Below are 14,255 nucleotides of genomic sequence, written 5' to 3'. Positions count from 1 at the left end.
GGCGGATCAACGCGGCTGCGGCTGGGCCCACGCCGCCGCTTCGTCCATGTCGAAGATCCGCGCATGCAGCACGGTCCGGTTGCGCAGCGCCGCGCGCACCGCGCGGTGCAGCCCGTCCTCCAGATAGATGACGCCCCGCCACCGGACCGCGTGCGGGAACAGGTCGCCGTAGAACGTCGAGTCCTCCGACAGCAGTCGGTCCAGCGCCAGCACCGTGGTCGTGGTGACCAACTCGTCGAGGCGGATCTGGCGGGGCGGGATCTGCGCCCACTGCCGGTGCGACAGCCCGTGCTCGGGGTACGGCCTACCCTCGCGGACACCCTTGAAGATCATCGACGCGCCTTCGCCTACTCGGCCCCTCGGCATGACAGGTTAGCCGAGCGGGTCGCCATCGACCCGCCAGCGCCACGCGCAGAACCCGCACGAGCGCTGTGCGTTGTTCGTCACCCGTAAAATGGCAAGTAAACGATGTGCGAGAGGTGCGAGAGGTAGGTGAACATGGGTAGCGCCGAAGACAGACGCTTCGAGGTGCTGCGTGCCATCGTCGCCGACTTCGTGGCCACCAAGGAGCCGATCGGCTCGAAATCCCTCGTGGAGAGACACAACCTGGGGGTCTCGAGCGCGACGGTTCGCAACGACATGGCGGTGCTGGAAGCCGAGGGCTACATCGCCCAGCCGCACACCAGCTCGGGCCGGGTGCCCACCGAGAAGGGCTACCGCGAGTTCGTCGACCGGCTCGACGAGGTCAAGCCGCTTTCGACGCCGGAGCGCCGCGCCATCCTGGACTTTCTGGAGTCCGGCGTCGACCTCGACGACGTGCTGCGCCGGGCCGTCCGGCTGCTGGCGCAGCTGACCCGCCAGGTCGCGATCGTGCAGTACCCGACGCTGTCGACCTCGACGGTGCGCCACCTGGAGGTGGTGGCGCTCACCCCAGCCAGGCTGCTGCTGGTGCTGATCACCGACACCGGCCGGGTCGATCAGCGGGTGGTGGAGCTCGGCGACACCCTCGACGAACACGACGTCGCCAAGCTGCGCGACCTGCTCGGCCAGGCGCTGGAAGGCAAGCCGTTGGCCGCCGCGTCCATCGCGGTCTCCGATCTGGCCTCGCAGCTGCACGGCTCCGACGGCGGGCTCTCCGACGCCGTCGGTCGCTCGGCGACGGTGCTGGTCGAGACGCTGGTCGAACACCGCGAGGAACGCCTGCTGCTGGGCGGCACCGCGAACCTCACCCGCAACACCGCCGACTTCGGCGGCACCCTGCGGCCGGTGCTCGAGGCGCTCGAGGAGCAGGTGGTGGTGCTGCGGTTGCTGGCCGCCCAGCAAGAGGCCGGTAAGGTCACCGTGCGTATCGGCCACGAGACCGAGGCCGAGGAGATGGTGCAGGCGTCGGTGGTGTCCACCGCCTACGGCAGTGCGGGCAAGGTGTACGGCGGCATGGGGGTGGTGGGACCCACCCGAATGGACTATCCGGGAACTATCGCTAATGTCGCTGCGGTTGCTCTGTATATCGGAGAAGTCCTAGGCAGCCGATAACCGGCGTTCGAAAGGTCAAGCGTGGCACGCGACTATTACGGCCTGCTCGGGGTCAGCAGAGGTGCGAGTGACTCGGAGATCAAACGCGCCTACCGACGACTGGCCCGTGAGCTGCATCCCGACGTCAACCCGGACGAGGAGGCGCAGACTCGGTTCAAGGAGATCAGCGTCGCCTACGAGGTGCTCAGCGATCCGGAGAAGCGCCGCATCGTCGACATGGGCGGCGACCCGCTGGAATCCGCGGCCGCCGCGGGCAACGGATTCGCCGGTTTCGGCGGACTCGGCGACGTGTTCGAGGCGTTCTTCGGCGGCGGAACCACCTCGCGCGGCCCGATCGGCCGGGTCCGGCCCGGATCGGACTCCCTGCTGCGGGTGCAACTGGACCTCGCCGAGTGCGCCACCGGCGTCACCAAGCAGGTGACCGTGGACACCGCGGTGCTGTGCGACCTGTGCCAGGGCAAGGGCACCCACGGCAACTCCGCACCGGCGGCCTGCGACACCTGTGGCGGACGCGGCGAGATCCAGACCGTGCAGCGCTCCCTGCTGGGCCAGGTGATGACGTCGCGACCCTGCCCGGTGTGCGGCGGTGTCGGTGAGGTCATCCCGGATCCGTGTCACCGCTGTGGCGGCGACGGCCGGGTCCGCGCCCGACGCGACATCAGCGTCAAGATCCCCGCGGGCGTCGGCGACGGGATGCGGGTGCGCCTGGCCGCACAGGGCGAGGTCGGCCCGGGCGGCGGGCCCGCCGGTGACCTCTACGTCGAGGTCCACGAGAAACCCCACGACATCTTCGTGCGCGACGGCGACGACCTGCACTGCACGATCTCGGTGCCGATGGTCGACGCCGCGCTGGGCACCGCGGTGACCGTCGAGGGAATCATCGACGGCCCCACCGAGATAGCCATCCCGGCAGGCACCCAGCCCGGTGCGGTCGTGGTGCTGCGCGGGCACGGCATGCCGCATCTGCGCTCGGGGGTCCGTGGCGACCTGCACGCCCACATCGACGTCGTGGTGCCCAGGAAGCTCGATCACGACGACATCGAGCTGCTGCGCAAGCTGAAGGAGAAGCGCGGGCGCGACACCGCCGAGGTGCGCTCCACCCAGGCGGCTTCCAGCGGCGGTGGACTGTTCAGCAGGCTGCGGGAAACGTTCAGCGGCCATTAACATCTCGTGACGTCTGGTGGCTGACGACTCCGGCGCGCTTCGCGCCCGCGGCGCACTGTTCTACGTCGACACCGTGCCTGCCGTGGGGGAGGTGGCCGTGGTCGACGGCGACGAGGGCTTCCACGCCGCCAACGTGCGACGCATCCGGCCCGGCGAGGCGCTGGACCTCGGCGACGGCGCCGGGCAACTCGCCGGCTGCGTGGTCGAAGAGGTGGCAAAGGGCCGGCTGACGGCACGGGTGCTCGACCGGCGGACGGTTCCGGCGCCCACCCCGACCGTCACCGTCGTTCAGGCACTGCCCAAATCCGACCGCGCCGAACTGGCCGTCGAGCTGGCCACCGAGGCCGGCGCCGACGCGGTGGTGGCCTGGCAGGCGCAGCGTTGCGTGGCGCGCTGGGACGGGCCGGCGCGGGTCGACAAGGGCCTGCGACGCTGGCGCGCGGTGGCGCGCGCGGCGGCCAGACAGTCACGGCGCGCCCACATCCCGCCGGTCAGCGGCGTGGAGACCACCGACGACCTGGTGCAGCGGATCCGCGAGGCCGTCTCGACACGAGCTCTGGTGCTGCACGAGTCGGCCACCCGATCGATCGCGGATGTGCCGCTGACCCAGGCCGATTCACTGATCCTGGTCGTCGGACCCGAAGGGGGCCTCACCGACGGGGAGATCGCCGCGCTGTCCGACGCCGGCGCCGAACCCGTGCTGCTCGGGCCGACGGTGCTGCGAACCTCCACCGCCGCGGCGGTGGCCCTGGGGGCGTTGGGGGTGCTCACCGGTCGGTGGTCCTAGCTGGTCCTCGCTGGTTCGAGCCGGCCGGAGGCGTTAACCGTTGGGATGGGTCGACGCCCGGCGCTAAACTGGACCGGATAGCGCAAACAACCAGGCCAGAACCCAGAAAGCAGGCAGAAAACCCCAGGTGACGCCCCGCGAGACGAACGCTGACTCCGACGCCGAGAGCGGTTCCTCGGTCCGCAGCAGCATTGATGTTCCGCCCGACCTCGTCATGGGCCTGCTTGGTTCCGCCGACGAGAACCTGCGCACAATCGAGGACCTGCTGGCCGCCGATGTCCACGCCCGAGGCAACGCGCTCACACTGTCCGGTGAACCCGCCGACGTCGCGTTGGCCGAACGGGTGATCTCGGAGTTGCTCACGATCGTCGGCAGCGGCCAGACGCTGACCCCCGACACCGTCCACCACAGCGTCGCCATGCTCACCGGCACCGGCAACGAGTCACCCGCCGAGGTGCTCACACTCGACATCCTGTCGCGGCGCGGTAAGACCATCCGACCCAAGACGCTGAACCAGAAGCGCTATGTCGACGCCATCGACGCGCACACCATCGTGTTCGGGATCGGCCCGGCGGGCACCGGCAAGACCTACCTGGCGATGGCCAAGGCCGTCAACGCGCTTCAGACCAAACAGGTCACCCGCATCATTCTCACCCGTCCCGCGGTGGAAGCCGGCGAGCGCCTCGGGTTCCTGCCCGGCACCCTGAGCGAGAAGATCGACCCGTATCTGCGGCCGCTCTACGACGCGCTGCACGACATGATGGATCCGGAGTTGATCCCGAAACTGATGAGCGCCGGGGTGATCGAGGTGGCGCCGCTGGCGTACATGCGGGGGCGCACGCTCAACGACGCGTTCATCATCCTCGACGAGGCGCAGAACACCACCGCCGAGCAGATGAAGATGTTCCTCACCCGGTTGGGCTTCGGCTCGAAAGTCGTTGTGACAGGCGATATCACCCAGGTCGACCTGCCCGGCGGGGCGCACTCCGGCCTGCGTGCGGCAATGCAGATCCTCGACGATATCGACGACATCCACTTCGCCGAGCTCACCAGCGCCGACGTGGTGCGCCACCGGCTGGTCTCCGAAATCGTGGACGCCTACGCGAAATTCGAGGAACCCGGTCTGATGAACCGTGCGCAGCGGCGCGCGTCCGGAAATCGTCCCCGGCGGTAGCGGAAGTCGAACATGAGCATTGAGGTGTCCAACGAATCGGGCATCGATGTTTCCGAAGAGGAACTCATCAGCATCGCCCAATTCGTCATCCGCAAGATGAAAGTGCATCCCGCGGCTGAACTGTCGATGGTGCTTCTGGACACCGCGGCGATGGCCGATCTGCACATGCGCTGGATGGACCTGCCGGGGCCCACCGACGTGATGAGCTTTCCGATGGACGAGCTCGAGCCCGGCGGCCGACCCGATGCCCCCGAACCGGGGCCGGCGCTGCTCGGCGACATCGTGCTGTGCCCGGAGTTCGCCGCCGAACAGGCCGCCGCGGAGGGCCATTCACTCGGGCAGGAGCTGGCCCTGCTGACCGTGCACGGCGTGCTGCACCTGCTCGGCTACGACCACGCCGAATCCGACGAGGAGAAGGAGATGTTCGCGCTGCAGCGTGAACTGCTCGAGGAGTGGGTGGCCGACCAGGTCGAGGCCTACCACCAGGACCGGCAGTCGGAGAAGGACCGCAGGCTGCTGGACAAATCCCGATACTTCGACGAGCCGTGACCGGATTCGGGCAGCTCGTCGGCGCGATCGCCCTGATCGGACTGGGTGGGCTGTTCGCCGCGATCGACGCGGCCGTGAGCACCGTGTCGATCGCGCGCGTCGAAGAACTGGTCCGCGAGGAACGTCCGGGTGCGGTCCGGCTCGACCGGATCATCGCCGAACGACCGCGCTACATCAATCTCGTCGTGCTGCTCCGCATCGCCTGCGAGGTCAGCGCCACCGTCCTGCTGGCCGCGTACCTCGACGACTACCTGGGGGTCAGCTGGGGTCTGGTGTTCGCCGCGGCGATCATGACGGTGGTCAGTTTCGTGGTGATCGGGGTCGGGCCGCGCACCGTGGGCCGGCAGAACGCCTACAGCATCTCGTTGGCCGCGGCGCTTCCGCTGCAGGCGATCTCGATCGTGCTGACCCCGGTGAGCCGGCTGCTGGTGCTGCTGGGCAACGCGCTGACCCCGGGCCGGGGCTTTCGCAACGGCCCGTTCGCCTCGGAGATCGAACTGCGCGAGGTGGTCGACCTCGCACAGCAACGCGGCGTGGTCGCCGACGAGGAACGCCGAATGATCCAGTCGGTGTTCGAACTCGGCGACACCCCGGCCCGTGAGGTGATGGTGCCGCGCACCGAGATGGTGTGGATCGAGAGCGACAAGACCGCGGGGCAGGCGACGTCGCTGGCCGTGCGCAGCGGGCATTCCCGCATCCCGGTGATCGGGGAGAACGTCGACGACATCGTCGGTGTGGTCTACCTCAAGGACCTCGTCGAGCGCACCTACTACTCGACCACCGGCGGCCGCGACACCCGGGTGTGCGACGTGATGCGCCCGGCGGTGTTCGTGCCGGACTCCAAACCGCTCGACGAACTGCTGCGGGAGATGCAGCGCGATCGCGTTCACATGGCGCTGCTGGTCGACGAATACGGCGCGATCGCGGGGCTGGTGACCATCGAGGACGTGCTCGAGGAGATCGTCGGCGAGATCAACGACGAGTACGACGCCGGTGAGGTCGCCCCCATCGAGGAGCTGGGGGATCGGCGATACCGGGTGTCGGCCCGGCTGCCGATCGAGGACCTCGGCGAGCTCTACGACATCGAGTTCGACGAGGACTTCGACGTGGACACCGTGGGCGGGTTGGTGGCCTTCGAGCTGGGCCGGGTGCCGCTGCCCGGCGCCGAGGTGACCTGGGACGGGCTGCGGCTACGGGCCGAGGGCGGCCGCGATCACCGCGGCCGGGTGCGCGTCGGTACGGTCCTTGTCAGCCCGACCGAGCCGGTGGACGAGGAGCGTGATGACAGAGCTTGACCCCGAGGACGCCAAACTCGTGACGTTGGCCCGCGGCGCGATGGGCCGCGCCGAGGCGCACAGCGGTGCGGCCGTGCGCGACGTCGACGGCCGCACCTACGCGGGCGCGCCCGTCGCGCTGGACGCGCTGAAGCTGACCGCGCTGCAGGCCGCCGTCGCCGCCGCGGTGTCCAGCGGCGCCACCGGACTGGAGGCCGCGGTGCTGGTCGGGGGGTCCGCCGACGATGCGGGCGTCGCCGCGGTGCGGGAGCTGTCCGCGCAGGCCGCCGTCATCGTCGCCGACCGCTCCGGCAACGTGATCGCGTGAGCGAGTTTCGGTCCGGTTTCGTCTGTTTCGTCGGTCGGCCGAACACCGGCAAGTCGACGCTGACCAACGCGCTGGTCGGCACGAAGGTCGCGATCACCTCCAACCGCCCGCAGACCACCCGCCACACCATCCGCGGCATCGTGCACCGCGAGAACTTCCAGATCATCCTGATCGACACCCCGGGTCTGCACCGGCCGCGCACCCTGCTGGGCCAGCGGCTCAACGATCTGGTGAAGAACACCTACTCCGAGGTCGACATCATCGGGCTGTGCATTCCGGCCGACGAGCGGATCGGGCCCGGCGACCGGTGGATCTACGAACAGATCCGCGCCGTCGCGCCCAACACCACGCTGATGGTCGTCGTGACCAAGATCGACAAGGTGGCCAAGGACCGCGTCGCCGCACAGCTGATCGCGGCCAGCGAGCTGGCGGGACCGGAGGCCGAACTGGTGCCGGTGTCGGCCACCACCGGCGACAACCTTGACGTGCTTATCGAGGTGATGGCCCGGCAACTGCCGCCCGGCCCGGCGTTCTACCCCGACGGCGAGCTGACCGACGAGCCCGAGGAGGTACTGATCGCCGAGCTGATCCGGGAGGCCGCGCTGGAAGGCGTGCGCGACGAGCTACCGCACTCGCTGGCCGTCGTGATCGAGGAGATCACGCCGCGGGAGGGTCGCGACGACGCCGACCCGCTGGTCGACGTGTACGCGATCCTCTACGTCGAACGTGACAGCCAGAAGGGCATCGTCATCGGCAAGGGCGGCGCCAGGTTGCGCGAGGTGGGCACCGCCGCGCGCACCCAGATCGAGAGGCTGCTGGGCACCAAGGTGTTTCTCGACCTGCGGGTCAAGGTCGCCAAGAACTGGCAGCGCGACCCCAAGCAGCTGGGGCGGCTGGGGTTCTGAGACGTCCGGGCGTCAGCCCGGGACGCCCGCGCCCGGCTGGCCGACGTCGCGACCCGGCGCCTGCACCGGCGGTGCGCTGTCACCCTTGCCGTATACCGCGACCACCACCGTGCGGTCGATCAGGTTCTCCGACCAGACGCCGATGTCGACGTTGGAGCAGTCGGCCATGATCGCGTAGTAATCGGGGCGGTGATACCACTGGTTGATCAACTCGATGCCGCTGATCGCCAGCGCCGGGTTGATCGCCACCGTCTCGGACACCTCGCCGGCGTATCCGGCCCTGCTGGCGCGGTCGGCGACCGTCGAACCGTCCGAGCCGATGTCGGCGTTGAGCGCCCGATTGTGCAGCACATCGTTGGTGTGCCACTGCGCCGCCAGCCGCAGCTTCGGGTTGATCTTGATGTCCGTTTCGCAGCCGGCCTGGGACTTGACGGTGTAGACGTTGGCCACCACACCGTCGTTGAGTCGCTTGTTGTCGGCCTGGGCGGTCGGCATGCCTACCAACCCGCCGACCATGGCGAGGATCGGTAGCGCGTACGCGCCGCGCACGAAAGGGGTCGTCGAAAGCCTGCGTCGCGGAATCATGATCGAAGACCTTACGCGACCTCGTCTGTGACGATCCTCTCAACGTCAGGATTTGCTGTGTCCGTGGGTCCTTGGTCGGATGTCCACCACATCTTCGGCTGCTTGGTCGACCAGCCGTTGAGCGCCTCGAGTTCGGCGGCCAGCGAGAACAGCAGGGGCTCGCTGTTGGCCGGGCCCATCAGCTGAACCCCGATGGGAAGCCCGTCGGAGGTGAATCCCGCGGGCACGTTGATCGACGGCCAGCCCAGCAGGTTCCACGGCCACGTCACCGGGCACGCCTTGATCATCGTGCGGTCGGTGGACAGTCCGCCGCGGTGGTCGAAATCGTGCACCGGGGGTGGCGGCTGGGCCGTCGTCGGCGCCAGCACGACATCGGCGATGTTGAAGATCCAGCCGATCCGACGCTGCGCGTCGGCCTCCCGGGCGCGGGCCTTGCGCAACACGTGCTCGGAGAGCAGCCGGCCGGTGCGCAGGTTGGCGACGGTGCGCTTGTCCAGCCTGACACCGTGGCCAAGGCGCTCGGCCCAGGTCAGCAGCCCAGATGTGGACCGGGACAGAAAGTTCCACGACATCCGCAGGTGGTAGTCGGGATCGGCGGTGACCATCGTGTGGCCGAGATCCTCGAGTTGGCCGGCGACGACGTGCATCGCGGCGCGGATCTCGGGATGCAGCCTGGCCCGGAACACGGTGTAGGGGAACTTGGTGGAGAACGCGATCCGCAACGGGCCGCGGGCCTGACCCACGAAGTCGGACACCCGCACCGGCGCCGGCCGGTGCAGGTCGCCGTCCACATTGCCCGACGCCGCGTCGAGCACCAGGGCGGCATCGGTGACCGTGCGTGCCAGTACGCCGTTGACGGTGATGCCGTTGAACGCCTCGGGCAGCGGCCAGGTGGAGATGCGCCCCCGCTGGGGCTTGATCCCCACCAGATGTGTCCACGCCGCCGGGATGCGCACACTGCCCGCGCCGTCCGAGCCGATGGCCGCGGTCACCAGTCCGGCCGCCACCGCCGCGGCGCTGCCGCCCGACGACCCGCCCGGTGTGTGCGCACGCGACCACGGGTTGCGGGTGTGGCCGAACGCGGGACCGCTGGTGAACGGCCACTGACCCAGCTCGCAGGTGTTGGTCTTGCCGACGATCACCGCGCCCGCCGCGCGCAGTCGCCGCACGACCTCGGAATCGGCCGTGGCGGGCGCGACGTCGCCGTCGGCGCCGAACCGGGTCGGCACGCCCGCGACGTCCACGTCGTCCTTGACCGCGATGGGGATGCCCAGCAGCGGAAGCTGCGACCCCGCGGCCCGCTTGCGGTCGGCCTCGGCGGCGTCGGCGAGGGCCGCTGCGGTGAGCACCACTCGAAACGCGTTGAGCGTCGGCTGGCTGGCCTCGATCGCCGCCAGCGCCCGACGCGTGAGTTCTTCGGACGTGACAGTGCCACTGGCCAGCTGGAACAGCTGCTGAGTGAGCGTGGGAAAACGAACCGTGTCGGACATCAGTTACGAGGATATCGGCGCTGCGTCTCGGTTCCTGTCCGATCGCAGTGCGAGACTGTGTCGATGCGGCTGTACCGGGATCGTGCGGTGGTGCTGCGCCAGCACAAGCTCGGCGAGGCCGACCGGATCGTCACCCTGCTCACCCGCGACCACGGGTTGGTGCGCGCGGTGGCCAAGGGGGTGCGGCGCACCCGCAGCAGGTTCGGGGCCAGGTTGGAGCCGTTCGCGCACATCGACGTTCAGCTGCACCCCGGGCGGAACCTCGACATCGTCACCCAGGTGCAGGCCATCGATGCGTTCGCCACCGACATCGTCAGCGACTACGGCCGCTACACCTGCGCGTGCGCGATGCTGGAGACCGCCGAACGGCTGGCCTCCGAGGAGCGCCTCCCGATGCCCGCGCTGCACCGGCTCACCGTCGCCGCGTTGCGGGCGGTGGCCGACGGCAGCCGCCCCAGGGAACTGGTGTTGGACGCGTACCTGTTGCGTGCCATGGGGATCGCGGGCTGGGCGCCGGCTCTGCTCGAGTGCGCCCGCTGCGCCGCGCCGGGGCCGCACCGGGCGTTTCACGTCGCGGCGGGCGGCAGTGTGTGCGTGCACTGCAGGCCGTCGGGGTCGGTGACACCTCCGCAGGGGGTGCTGGACCTGATGGCCGCGCTGTACGAAGGAGACTGGGAACACGCCCAGGTCTCGTCGCACTCGCATCGCAGCCAGGCCAGCGGTCTGGTGGCCGCACACCTGCAGTGGCATCTGGAGCGTCAGTTGCGGACGTTGCCGCTGGTGGAACGGGTCTATCGGGTGGACCGGACAGTCGCTGAGAATCGCGTGTCATTGGTCGGGCAGGATGTGGCTCATGGCAGTGAAACGGCCGGGGCAGCGGACGACGAAGGCTACCCATCCACAGCTGCCTCCGGCGCCTGACGACTACCCCAGCTTCCCGGACAAGTCGACGTGGCCCGTCGTGTTCCCCGACCTGCCACCGCACACCAACGGCCGGTTCGCGCGCCCGCCGCAACACACGTCGAAGGCCGCCGCGCCGCGGATACCGGCCGAGCAGGTGCCCAACCACGTCGCCGTGGTGATGGACGGCAACGGTCGCTGGGCCACCCAGCGCGGCCTGCACCGCACCGAAGGGCACAAGATGGGCGAGGCAGTGCTCATCGACATCACCTGCGGCGCAATCGAAATCGGCATCAAACATCTGACGGTGTATGCGTTCTCCACCGAGAACTGGAACCGCAGCGCCGAAGAGGTGCGCTTCCTGATGGGGTTCAACCGTGAAGTGGTGCGCCGCCGCAGGGAGAACCTCAACGACATGGGCGTGCGGATGCGCTGGGTCGGTTCCCGACCGCGGATGTGGCGCAGCGTCATCAAGGAGTTCGACATCGCCGAGCAGATGACGGTCGGCAACGACGTCATCACCATCAACTACTGCGTGAACTACGGCGGCCGCACCGAGATCGTCGAGGCCACGCGCGAGATCGCCCAACTCGCGGTGGACGGCAAGATCAAGCCGAACCGCATCACCGAGGCGACGTTCGCCAAGCACCTTCACCGCGCCGACATCCCCGACGTCGACCTGTTCATCCGGACCTCGGGGGAGCAGCGCGCAAGCAATTTCCTGCTGTGGCAGGCCGCCTACGCCGAATTCGTGTTCCAGGACAAGCTGTGGCCCGACTACGACCGCCGGGACCTGTGGGCGGCCTGTCAGGAGTACGTCAACCGCAACCGCCGATTCGGCAGGGCCTAGAGGACAGCCGATGCCGGCCTGGCCCGACCGACTCGCCGCCGTGCTCGGCGAGGTGTCGCCCGTGCAACGGGAGTCCGACGGTGCGGTCACGGTGTCCCACGACGGCACGTTCGCCTCGCTGCGGGTGGTGGAGATCGCCGCGGGCCTCGAGATGGTCTCGCTCACCCAGATTCTGGCCTGGGATCTACCCCTGGACGCGAAGCTGCGGACGACGGTCGCCGACCATGCGCACCAGACCCTGTTGGGCACGGTGTCGCTGACGGCCAAGAGCGTGGCGGGCCAGGCCGGCGGCAAGCGTGCCAAGAAGGTCGCAGACGTGTTGCTGCGCTACAACTTTCCCGGCGCGGGCCTGACCGACGATGCACTGCGCACGCTGATCATGATGGTGCTGGCCACCGGGGCCGACGTGCGTCGCGCGCTGGTGGGGGCCGCCTAGGGTTTCGCGGCCGCGGCGCTGCCCGCGGCGCAGCCGCCGCAGACGCCGAAGATCTCGATGGTGTGGCTGACGTCGGAGAAACCGTGCTCGCGCGCGACCTCGGTGGCCCACGCCTCGACGTGGCCGCCCTGCACCTCGACCGTGGATCCGCACGCGCGGCACACCAGATGGTGGTGGTGGTCCTCCGAGCAGCGCCGGTACACCGACTCGCCGGTGTCGGTGCGCAGCGTATCGACGGTGCCCGCCGCCGCCATGTGCTGCAAGGTGCGATAGACCGTCGTCAGCCCGATGCCCTCGCCGCGCTGGCGCAGCTCGTCGTGCAACTCCTGGGCCGAACGGAAGCCGTCGAGCTTGTCCAGCAGAGCGGAGATCGCGGCGCGCTGCCGAGTCGAGCGCACACCGGCCGTCCTTCTCACCCCTGATTCACCCTGTCTTCGTCACTGTCTTGACTGTCTTCGCTGGCGTGCGTCACCGCGGCCACCACGATGTCGGCCAGGTGCCCGTCGACCAGGTGATACATCACCTCGCGCCCCGACCGCTGCCCGGCCACCACACCCGCGGCCTTGAGGATGCGCAGGTGCTGGCTGACCAGCGGCTGCGGCACCGCCAGCGCGTCGACGAGTTCGTGCACGCACCGGGCCGACTCCCGCAGCTGCAGCACGATCGCGATCCGCACCGGCGCGGCCAGCGCGCGCAGCAGGTCACCGGAGGTGTCGAGCACGTCGCGCGGCGGCAGCTCGGGATACGGCGTGCCGCTGTGGTCGTGGTCGTCGTCGACCCGGGCCGCGATAGTGGAAACGGTTTTCATTATGGCGCCAGAATACATGCGCACCCATGCATGTCAACGATGCGAGCCGAGGTCGCTAGGCTGTGCAGTCGTGGCTTCATCTTCTTCGAGATCTTCATCGATCGTCGACACCGTCGCGAACCTCGCCAAGCGTCGTGGCCTGGTGTATCAGTCCGGCGAGATCTACGGCGGGACCCGCTCGGCATGGGACTACGGGCCGCTGGGTGTCGAACTCAAGGAGAACATCAAGCGCCAGTGGTGGCGCTCGGTGGTCACCGCCCGTGAGGACGTCGTCGGGCTGGACAGCGCGATCATCCTGCCGCGTGAGGTGTGGGTGGCCTCCGGCCATGTCGACGTGTTCAACGACCCGCTGGTCGAGTGCATGAACTGCCACAAGCGCCATCGGCAGGACCACCTGCAGGAGGGCTACGCGGAGAAGAAGGGTCTCGACGATCCCGACGCGGTGCCGATGACCGAGATCGGGTGCCCCGACTGCGGCACCAAGGGCCAGTGGACCGAGCCGCGTGACTTCAACATGATGCTCAAGACTCATCTCGGCCCTATCGAGACCGAGGAGGGGCTGCACTATCTGCGGCCCGAGACCGCCCAGGGCATCTTCGTCAACTTCGCCAACGTGGTGACGACCGCGCGCAAGAAGCCGCCGTTCGGTATCGCCCAGACGGGCAAGAGCTTTCGCAACGAGATCACCCCGGGCAACTTCATCTTCCGGACCCGCGAGTTCGAGCAGATGGAGATGGAGTTCTTCGTCGAGCCCGCGACCGCGCGCGAGTGGCACCAGTACTGGATCGACGAGCGTCTGCAGTGGTACGTCGATCTCGGCATCGACCGGGACAATCTGCGGCTCTACGAGCATCCCAAGGAGAAGCTGTCACACTACTCGGAGCGCACCGTCGACATCGAGTACAAGTTCGGCTTCACCGGCAATCCGTGGGGTGAGCTGGAAGGTGTGGCCAACCGCACCGACTTCGACTTGTCCACGCACACCAAGCATTCCGGCGTCGACCTGTCGTTCTACGATCAGGCCTCCGATACCCGCTATGTGCCGTACGTGATCGAACCGGCAGCAGGGTTGACCCGGTCGTTCATGGCGTTTCTGGTCGACGCGTACGCCGAGGACGAAGCGCCCAACGCCAAGGGCGGGGTGGACAAGCGCACGGTGCTTCGCCTTGATCCGCGCCTGGCACCGATCAAGGCCGCGGTGCTGCCGCTGTCGCGGCACGAGAACCTCTCGCCGAAGGCTCGCGACCTGGCCGCCGAACTGCGCAAGCACTGGAACGTCGAGTTCGACGACGCGGGCGCGATCGGCAGGCGCTATCGCCGACAGGACGAGATCGGCACACCGTTCTGCGTGACCGTCGACTTCGACTCACTCGACGACCACGCGGTGACGATCCGCGAGCGCGACGCGATGACGCAGGACCGCGTCGCGCTGGACGCCGTCAGCGACTACCTGGCCGCCCGCCTGAAAGGCT

17 protein-coding genes are annotated in these 14,255 nt (G+C 68.7%); 12 read left to right on the top strand and 5 right to left on the bottom strand.

The genetic code is table 11. From position 1 onward, the window contains the following. Nucleotides 1-6 precede the first annotated feature (6 nt). On the bottom strand, nucleotides 7-333 hold the full coding sequence (locus ABQE89_RS22520; protein ID WP_448420782.1) for a type II toxin-antitoxin system VapB family antitoxin: 327 nt from the start codon (nucleotides 331-333) through the stop codon (nucleotides 7-9). 165 nt (nucleotides 334-498) lie between these two features. Here ABQE89_RS22520 and hrcA point away from each other — a divergent pair, with 165 nt between their 5' ends. The 8 genes from hrcA to era all read left to right on the top strand — a co-directional run bounded on the left by hrcA (nucleotide 499) and on the right by era (nucleotide 7,714). After that, nucleotides 499-1,533, top strand: a complete 1,035-nt coding sequence (hrcA, locus tag ABQE89_RS22515; protein ID WP_448420780.1) for a heat-inducible transcriptional repressor HrcA — start codon at nucleotides 499-501, stop codon at nucleotides 1,531-1,533. Nucleotides 1,534-1,554: 21 nt separating this feature from the next. Further along, nucleotides 1,555-2,697, top strand: a complete 1,143-nt coding sequence (gene dnaJ, locus ABQE89_RS22510) for a molecular chaperone DnaJ (RefSeq protein WP_448420777.1) — start codon at nucleotides 1,555-1,557, stop codon at nucleotides 2,695-2,697. A 16-nt stretch (nucleotides 2,698-2,713) separates the two neighbouring features. After that, nucleotides 2,714-3,484, top strand: a complete 771-nt coding sequence (locus ABQE89_RS22505; protein WP_448420775.1) for a 16S rRNA (uracil(1498)-N(3))-methyltransferase — start codon at nucleotides 2,714-2,716, stop codon at nucleotides 3,482-3,484. A 127-nt stretch (nucleotides 3,485-3,611) separates the two neighbouring features. Continuing rightward, complete coding sequence (locus ABQE89_RS22500; RefSeq protein ID WP_448420773.1) at nucleotides 3,612-4,658, top strand: PhoH family protein; 1,047 nt, start codon at nucleotides 3,612-3,614, stop codon at nucleotides 4,656-4,658. Between the two features lie 12 nt (nucleotides 4,659-4,670). Beyond that, a complete protein-coding gene (gene ybeY, locus ABQE89_RS22495) occupies nucleotides 4,671-5,207 on the top strand; it encodes an rRNA maturation RNase YbeY (RefSeq protein ID WP_448420771.1) in 537 nt (178 codons plus the stop codon). Continuing rightward, entirely contained in the window at nucleotides 5,204-6,502 is a 1,299-nt protein-coding gene (locus ABQE89_RS22490) for a hemolysin family protein (protein WP_448420769.1), read from the top strand. Before ybeY ends, ABQE89_RS22490 begins: the two co-directional genes overlap by 4 nt. Continuing rightward, nucleotides 6,489-6,809 carry a cytidine deaminase-like protein gene (locus ABQE89_RS22485; protein ID WP_448420767.1) on the top strand — a complete coding sequence of 107 codons (321 nt, stop codon included), beginning with the start codon at nucleotides 6,489-6,491 and terminating at the stop codon, nucleotides 6,807-6,809. The genes ABQE89_RS22490 and ABQE89_RS22485 overlap by 14 nt, the downstream gene beginning before the upstream one ends. Beyond that, nucleotides 6,806-7,714 carry a GTPase Era gene (era, locus tag ABQE89_RS22480; RefSeq protein WP_448420765.1) on the top strand — a complete coding sequence of 303 codons (909 nt, stop codon included), beginning with the start codon at nucleotides 6,806-6,808 and terminating at the stop codon, nucleotides 7,712-7,714. Before ABQE89_RS22485 ends, era begins: the two co-directional genes overlap by 4 nt. A 12-nt stretch (nucleotides 7,715-7,726) precedes the next feature. On the opposite strand, the gene ABQE89_RS22475 is transcribed toward era, so the two are convergent. Both ABQE89_RS22475 and ABQE89_RS22470 read right to left on the bottom strand, forming a co-directional pair. Beyond that, a complete protein-coding gene (locus ABQE89_RS22475) occupies nucleotides 7,727-8,230 on the bottom strand; it encodes a CAP domain-containing protein (RefSeq protein WP_448420927.1) in 504 nt (167 codons plus the stop codon). Between the two features lie 80 nt (nucleotides 8,231-8,310). Next, on the bottom strand, nucleotides 8,311-9,789 hold the full coding sequence (locus tag ABQE89_RS22470) for an amidase (RefSeq protein WP_448420763.1): 1,479 nt from the start codon (nucleotides 9,787-9,789) through the stop codon (nucleotides 8,311-8,313). 63 nt (nucleotides 9,790-9,852) lie between these two features. Between ABQE89_RS22470 and recO the strand changes: the two genes are divergently transcribed. The 3 genes from recO to ABQE89_RS22455 are packed head-to-tail and all read left to right on the top strand — an operon-like array spanning nucleotide 9,853 to nucleotide 11,975. Then, nucleotides 9,853-10,710 (top strand): DNA repair protein RecO, encoded by an 858-nt coding sequence (gene recO, locus ABQE89_RS22465; RefSeq protein WP_448420761.1) that lies wholly within the window; start codon nucleotides 9,853-9,855, stop codon nucleotides 10,708-10,710. Further along, the gene (locus tag ABQE89_RS22460; protein WP_448420759.1) at nucleotides 10,643-11,539 is read left to right on the top strand and encodes a decaprenyl diphosphate synthase; all 897 of its coding nucleotides are present in this window, start codon (nucleotides 10,643-10,645) and stop codon (nucleotides 11,537-11,539) included. The genes recO and ABQE89_RS22460 overlap by 68 nt, the downstream gene beginning before the upstream one ends. A 10-nt stretch (nucleotides 11,540-11,549) precedes the next feature. Further along, complete coding sequence (locus tag ABQE89_RS22455; protein ID WP_448420757.1) at nucleotides 11,550-11,975, top strand: hypothetical protein; 426 nt, start codon at nucleotides 11,550-11,552, stop codon at nucleotides 11,973-11,975. On the opposite strand, the gene ABQE89_RS22450 is transcribed toward ABQE89_RS22455, so the two are convergent. Next, a complete protein-coding gene (locus ABQE89_RS22450; RefSeq protein WP_448420755.1) occupies nucleotides 11,972-12,391 on the bottom strand; it encodes a Fur family transcriptional regulator in 420 nt (139 codons plus the stop codon). The two genes, ABQE89_RS22455 and ABQE89_RS22450, sit on opposite strands and share 4 nt — an antisense overlap. Then, nucleotides 12,388-12,783, bottom strand: a complete 396-nt coding sequence (locus ABQE89_RS22445) for an ArsR/SmtB family transcription factor (protein ID WP_448420753.1) — start codon at nucleotides 12,781-12,783, stop codon at nucleotides 12,388-12,390. The genes ABQE89_RS22450 and ABQE89_RS22445 overlap by 4 nt, the downstream gene beginning before the upstream one ends. A 70-nt stretch (nucleotides 12,784-12,853) precedes the next feature. Between ABQE89_RS22445 and ABQE89_RS22440 the strand changes: the two genes are divergently transcribed. Continuing rightward, nucleotides 12,854-14,255 (top strand): glycine--tRNA ligase (locus tag ABQE89_RS22440; RefSeq protein WP_448420751.1); only part of this gene is annotated, 1,402 nt, incomplete at its 3' end.

The sequence above is a fragment of the Mycolicibacterium sp. XJ1819 genome (assembly GCF_053483675.1).
Note: the sequence above shows the minus strand (reverse complement) of the source record. Positions and strands in the feature narration are given on the sequence as shown.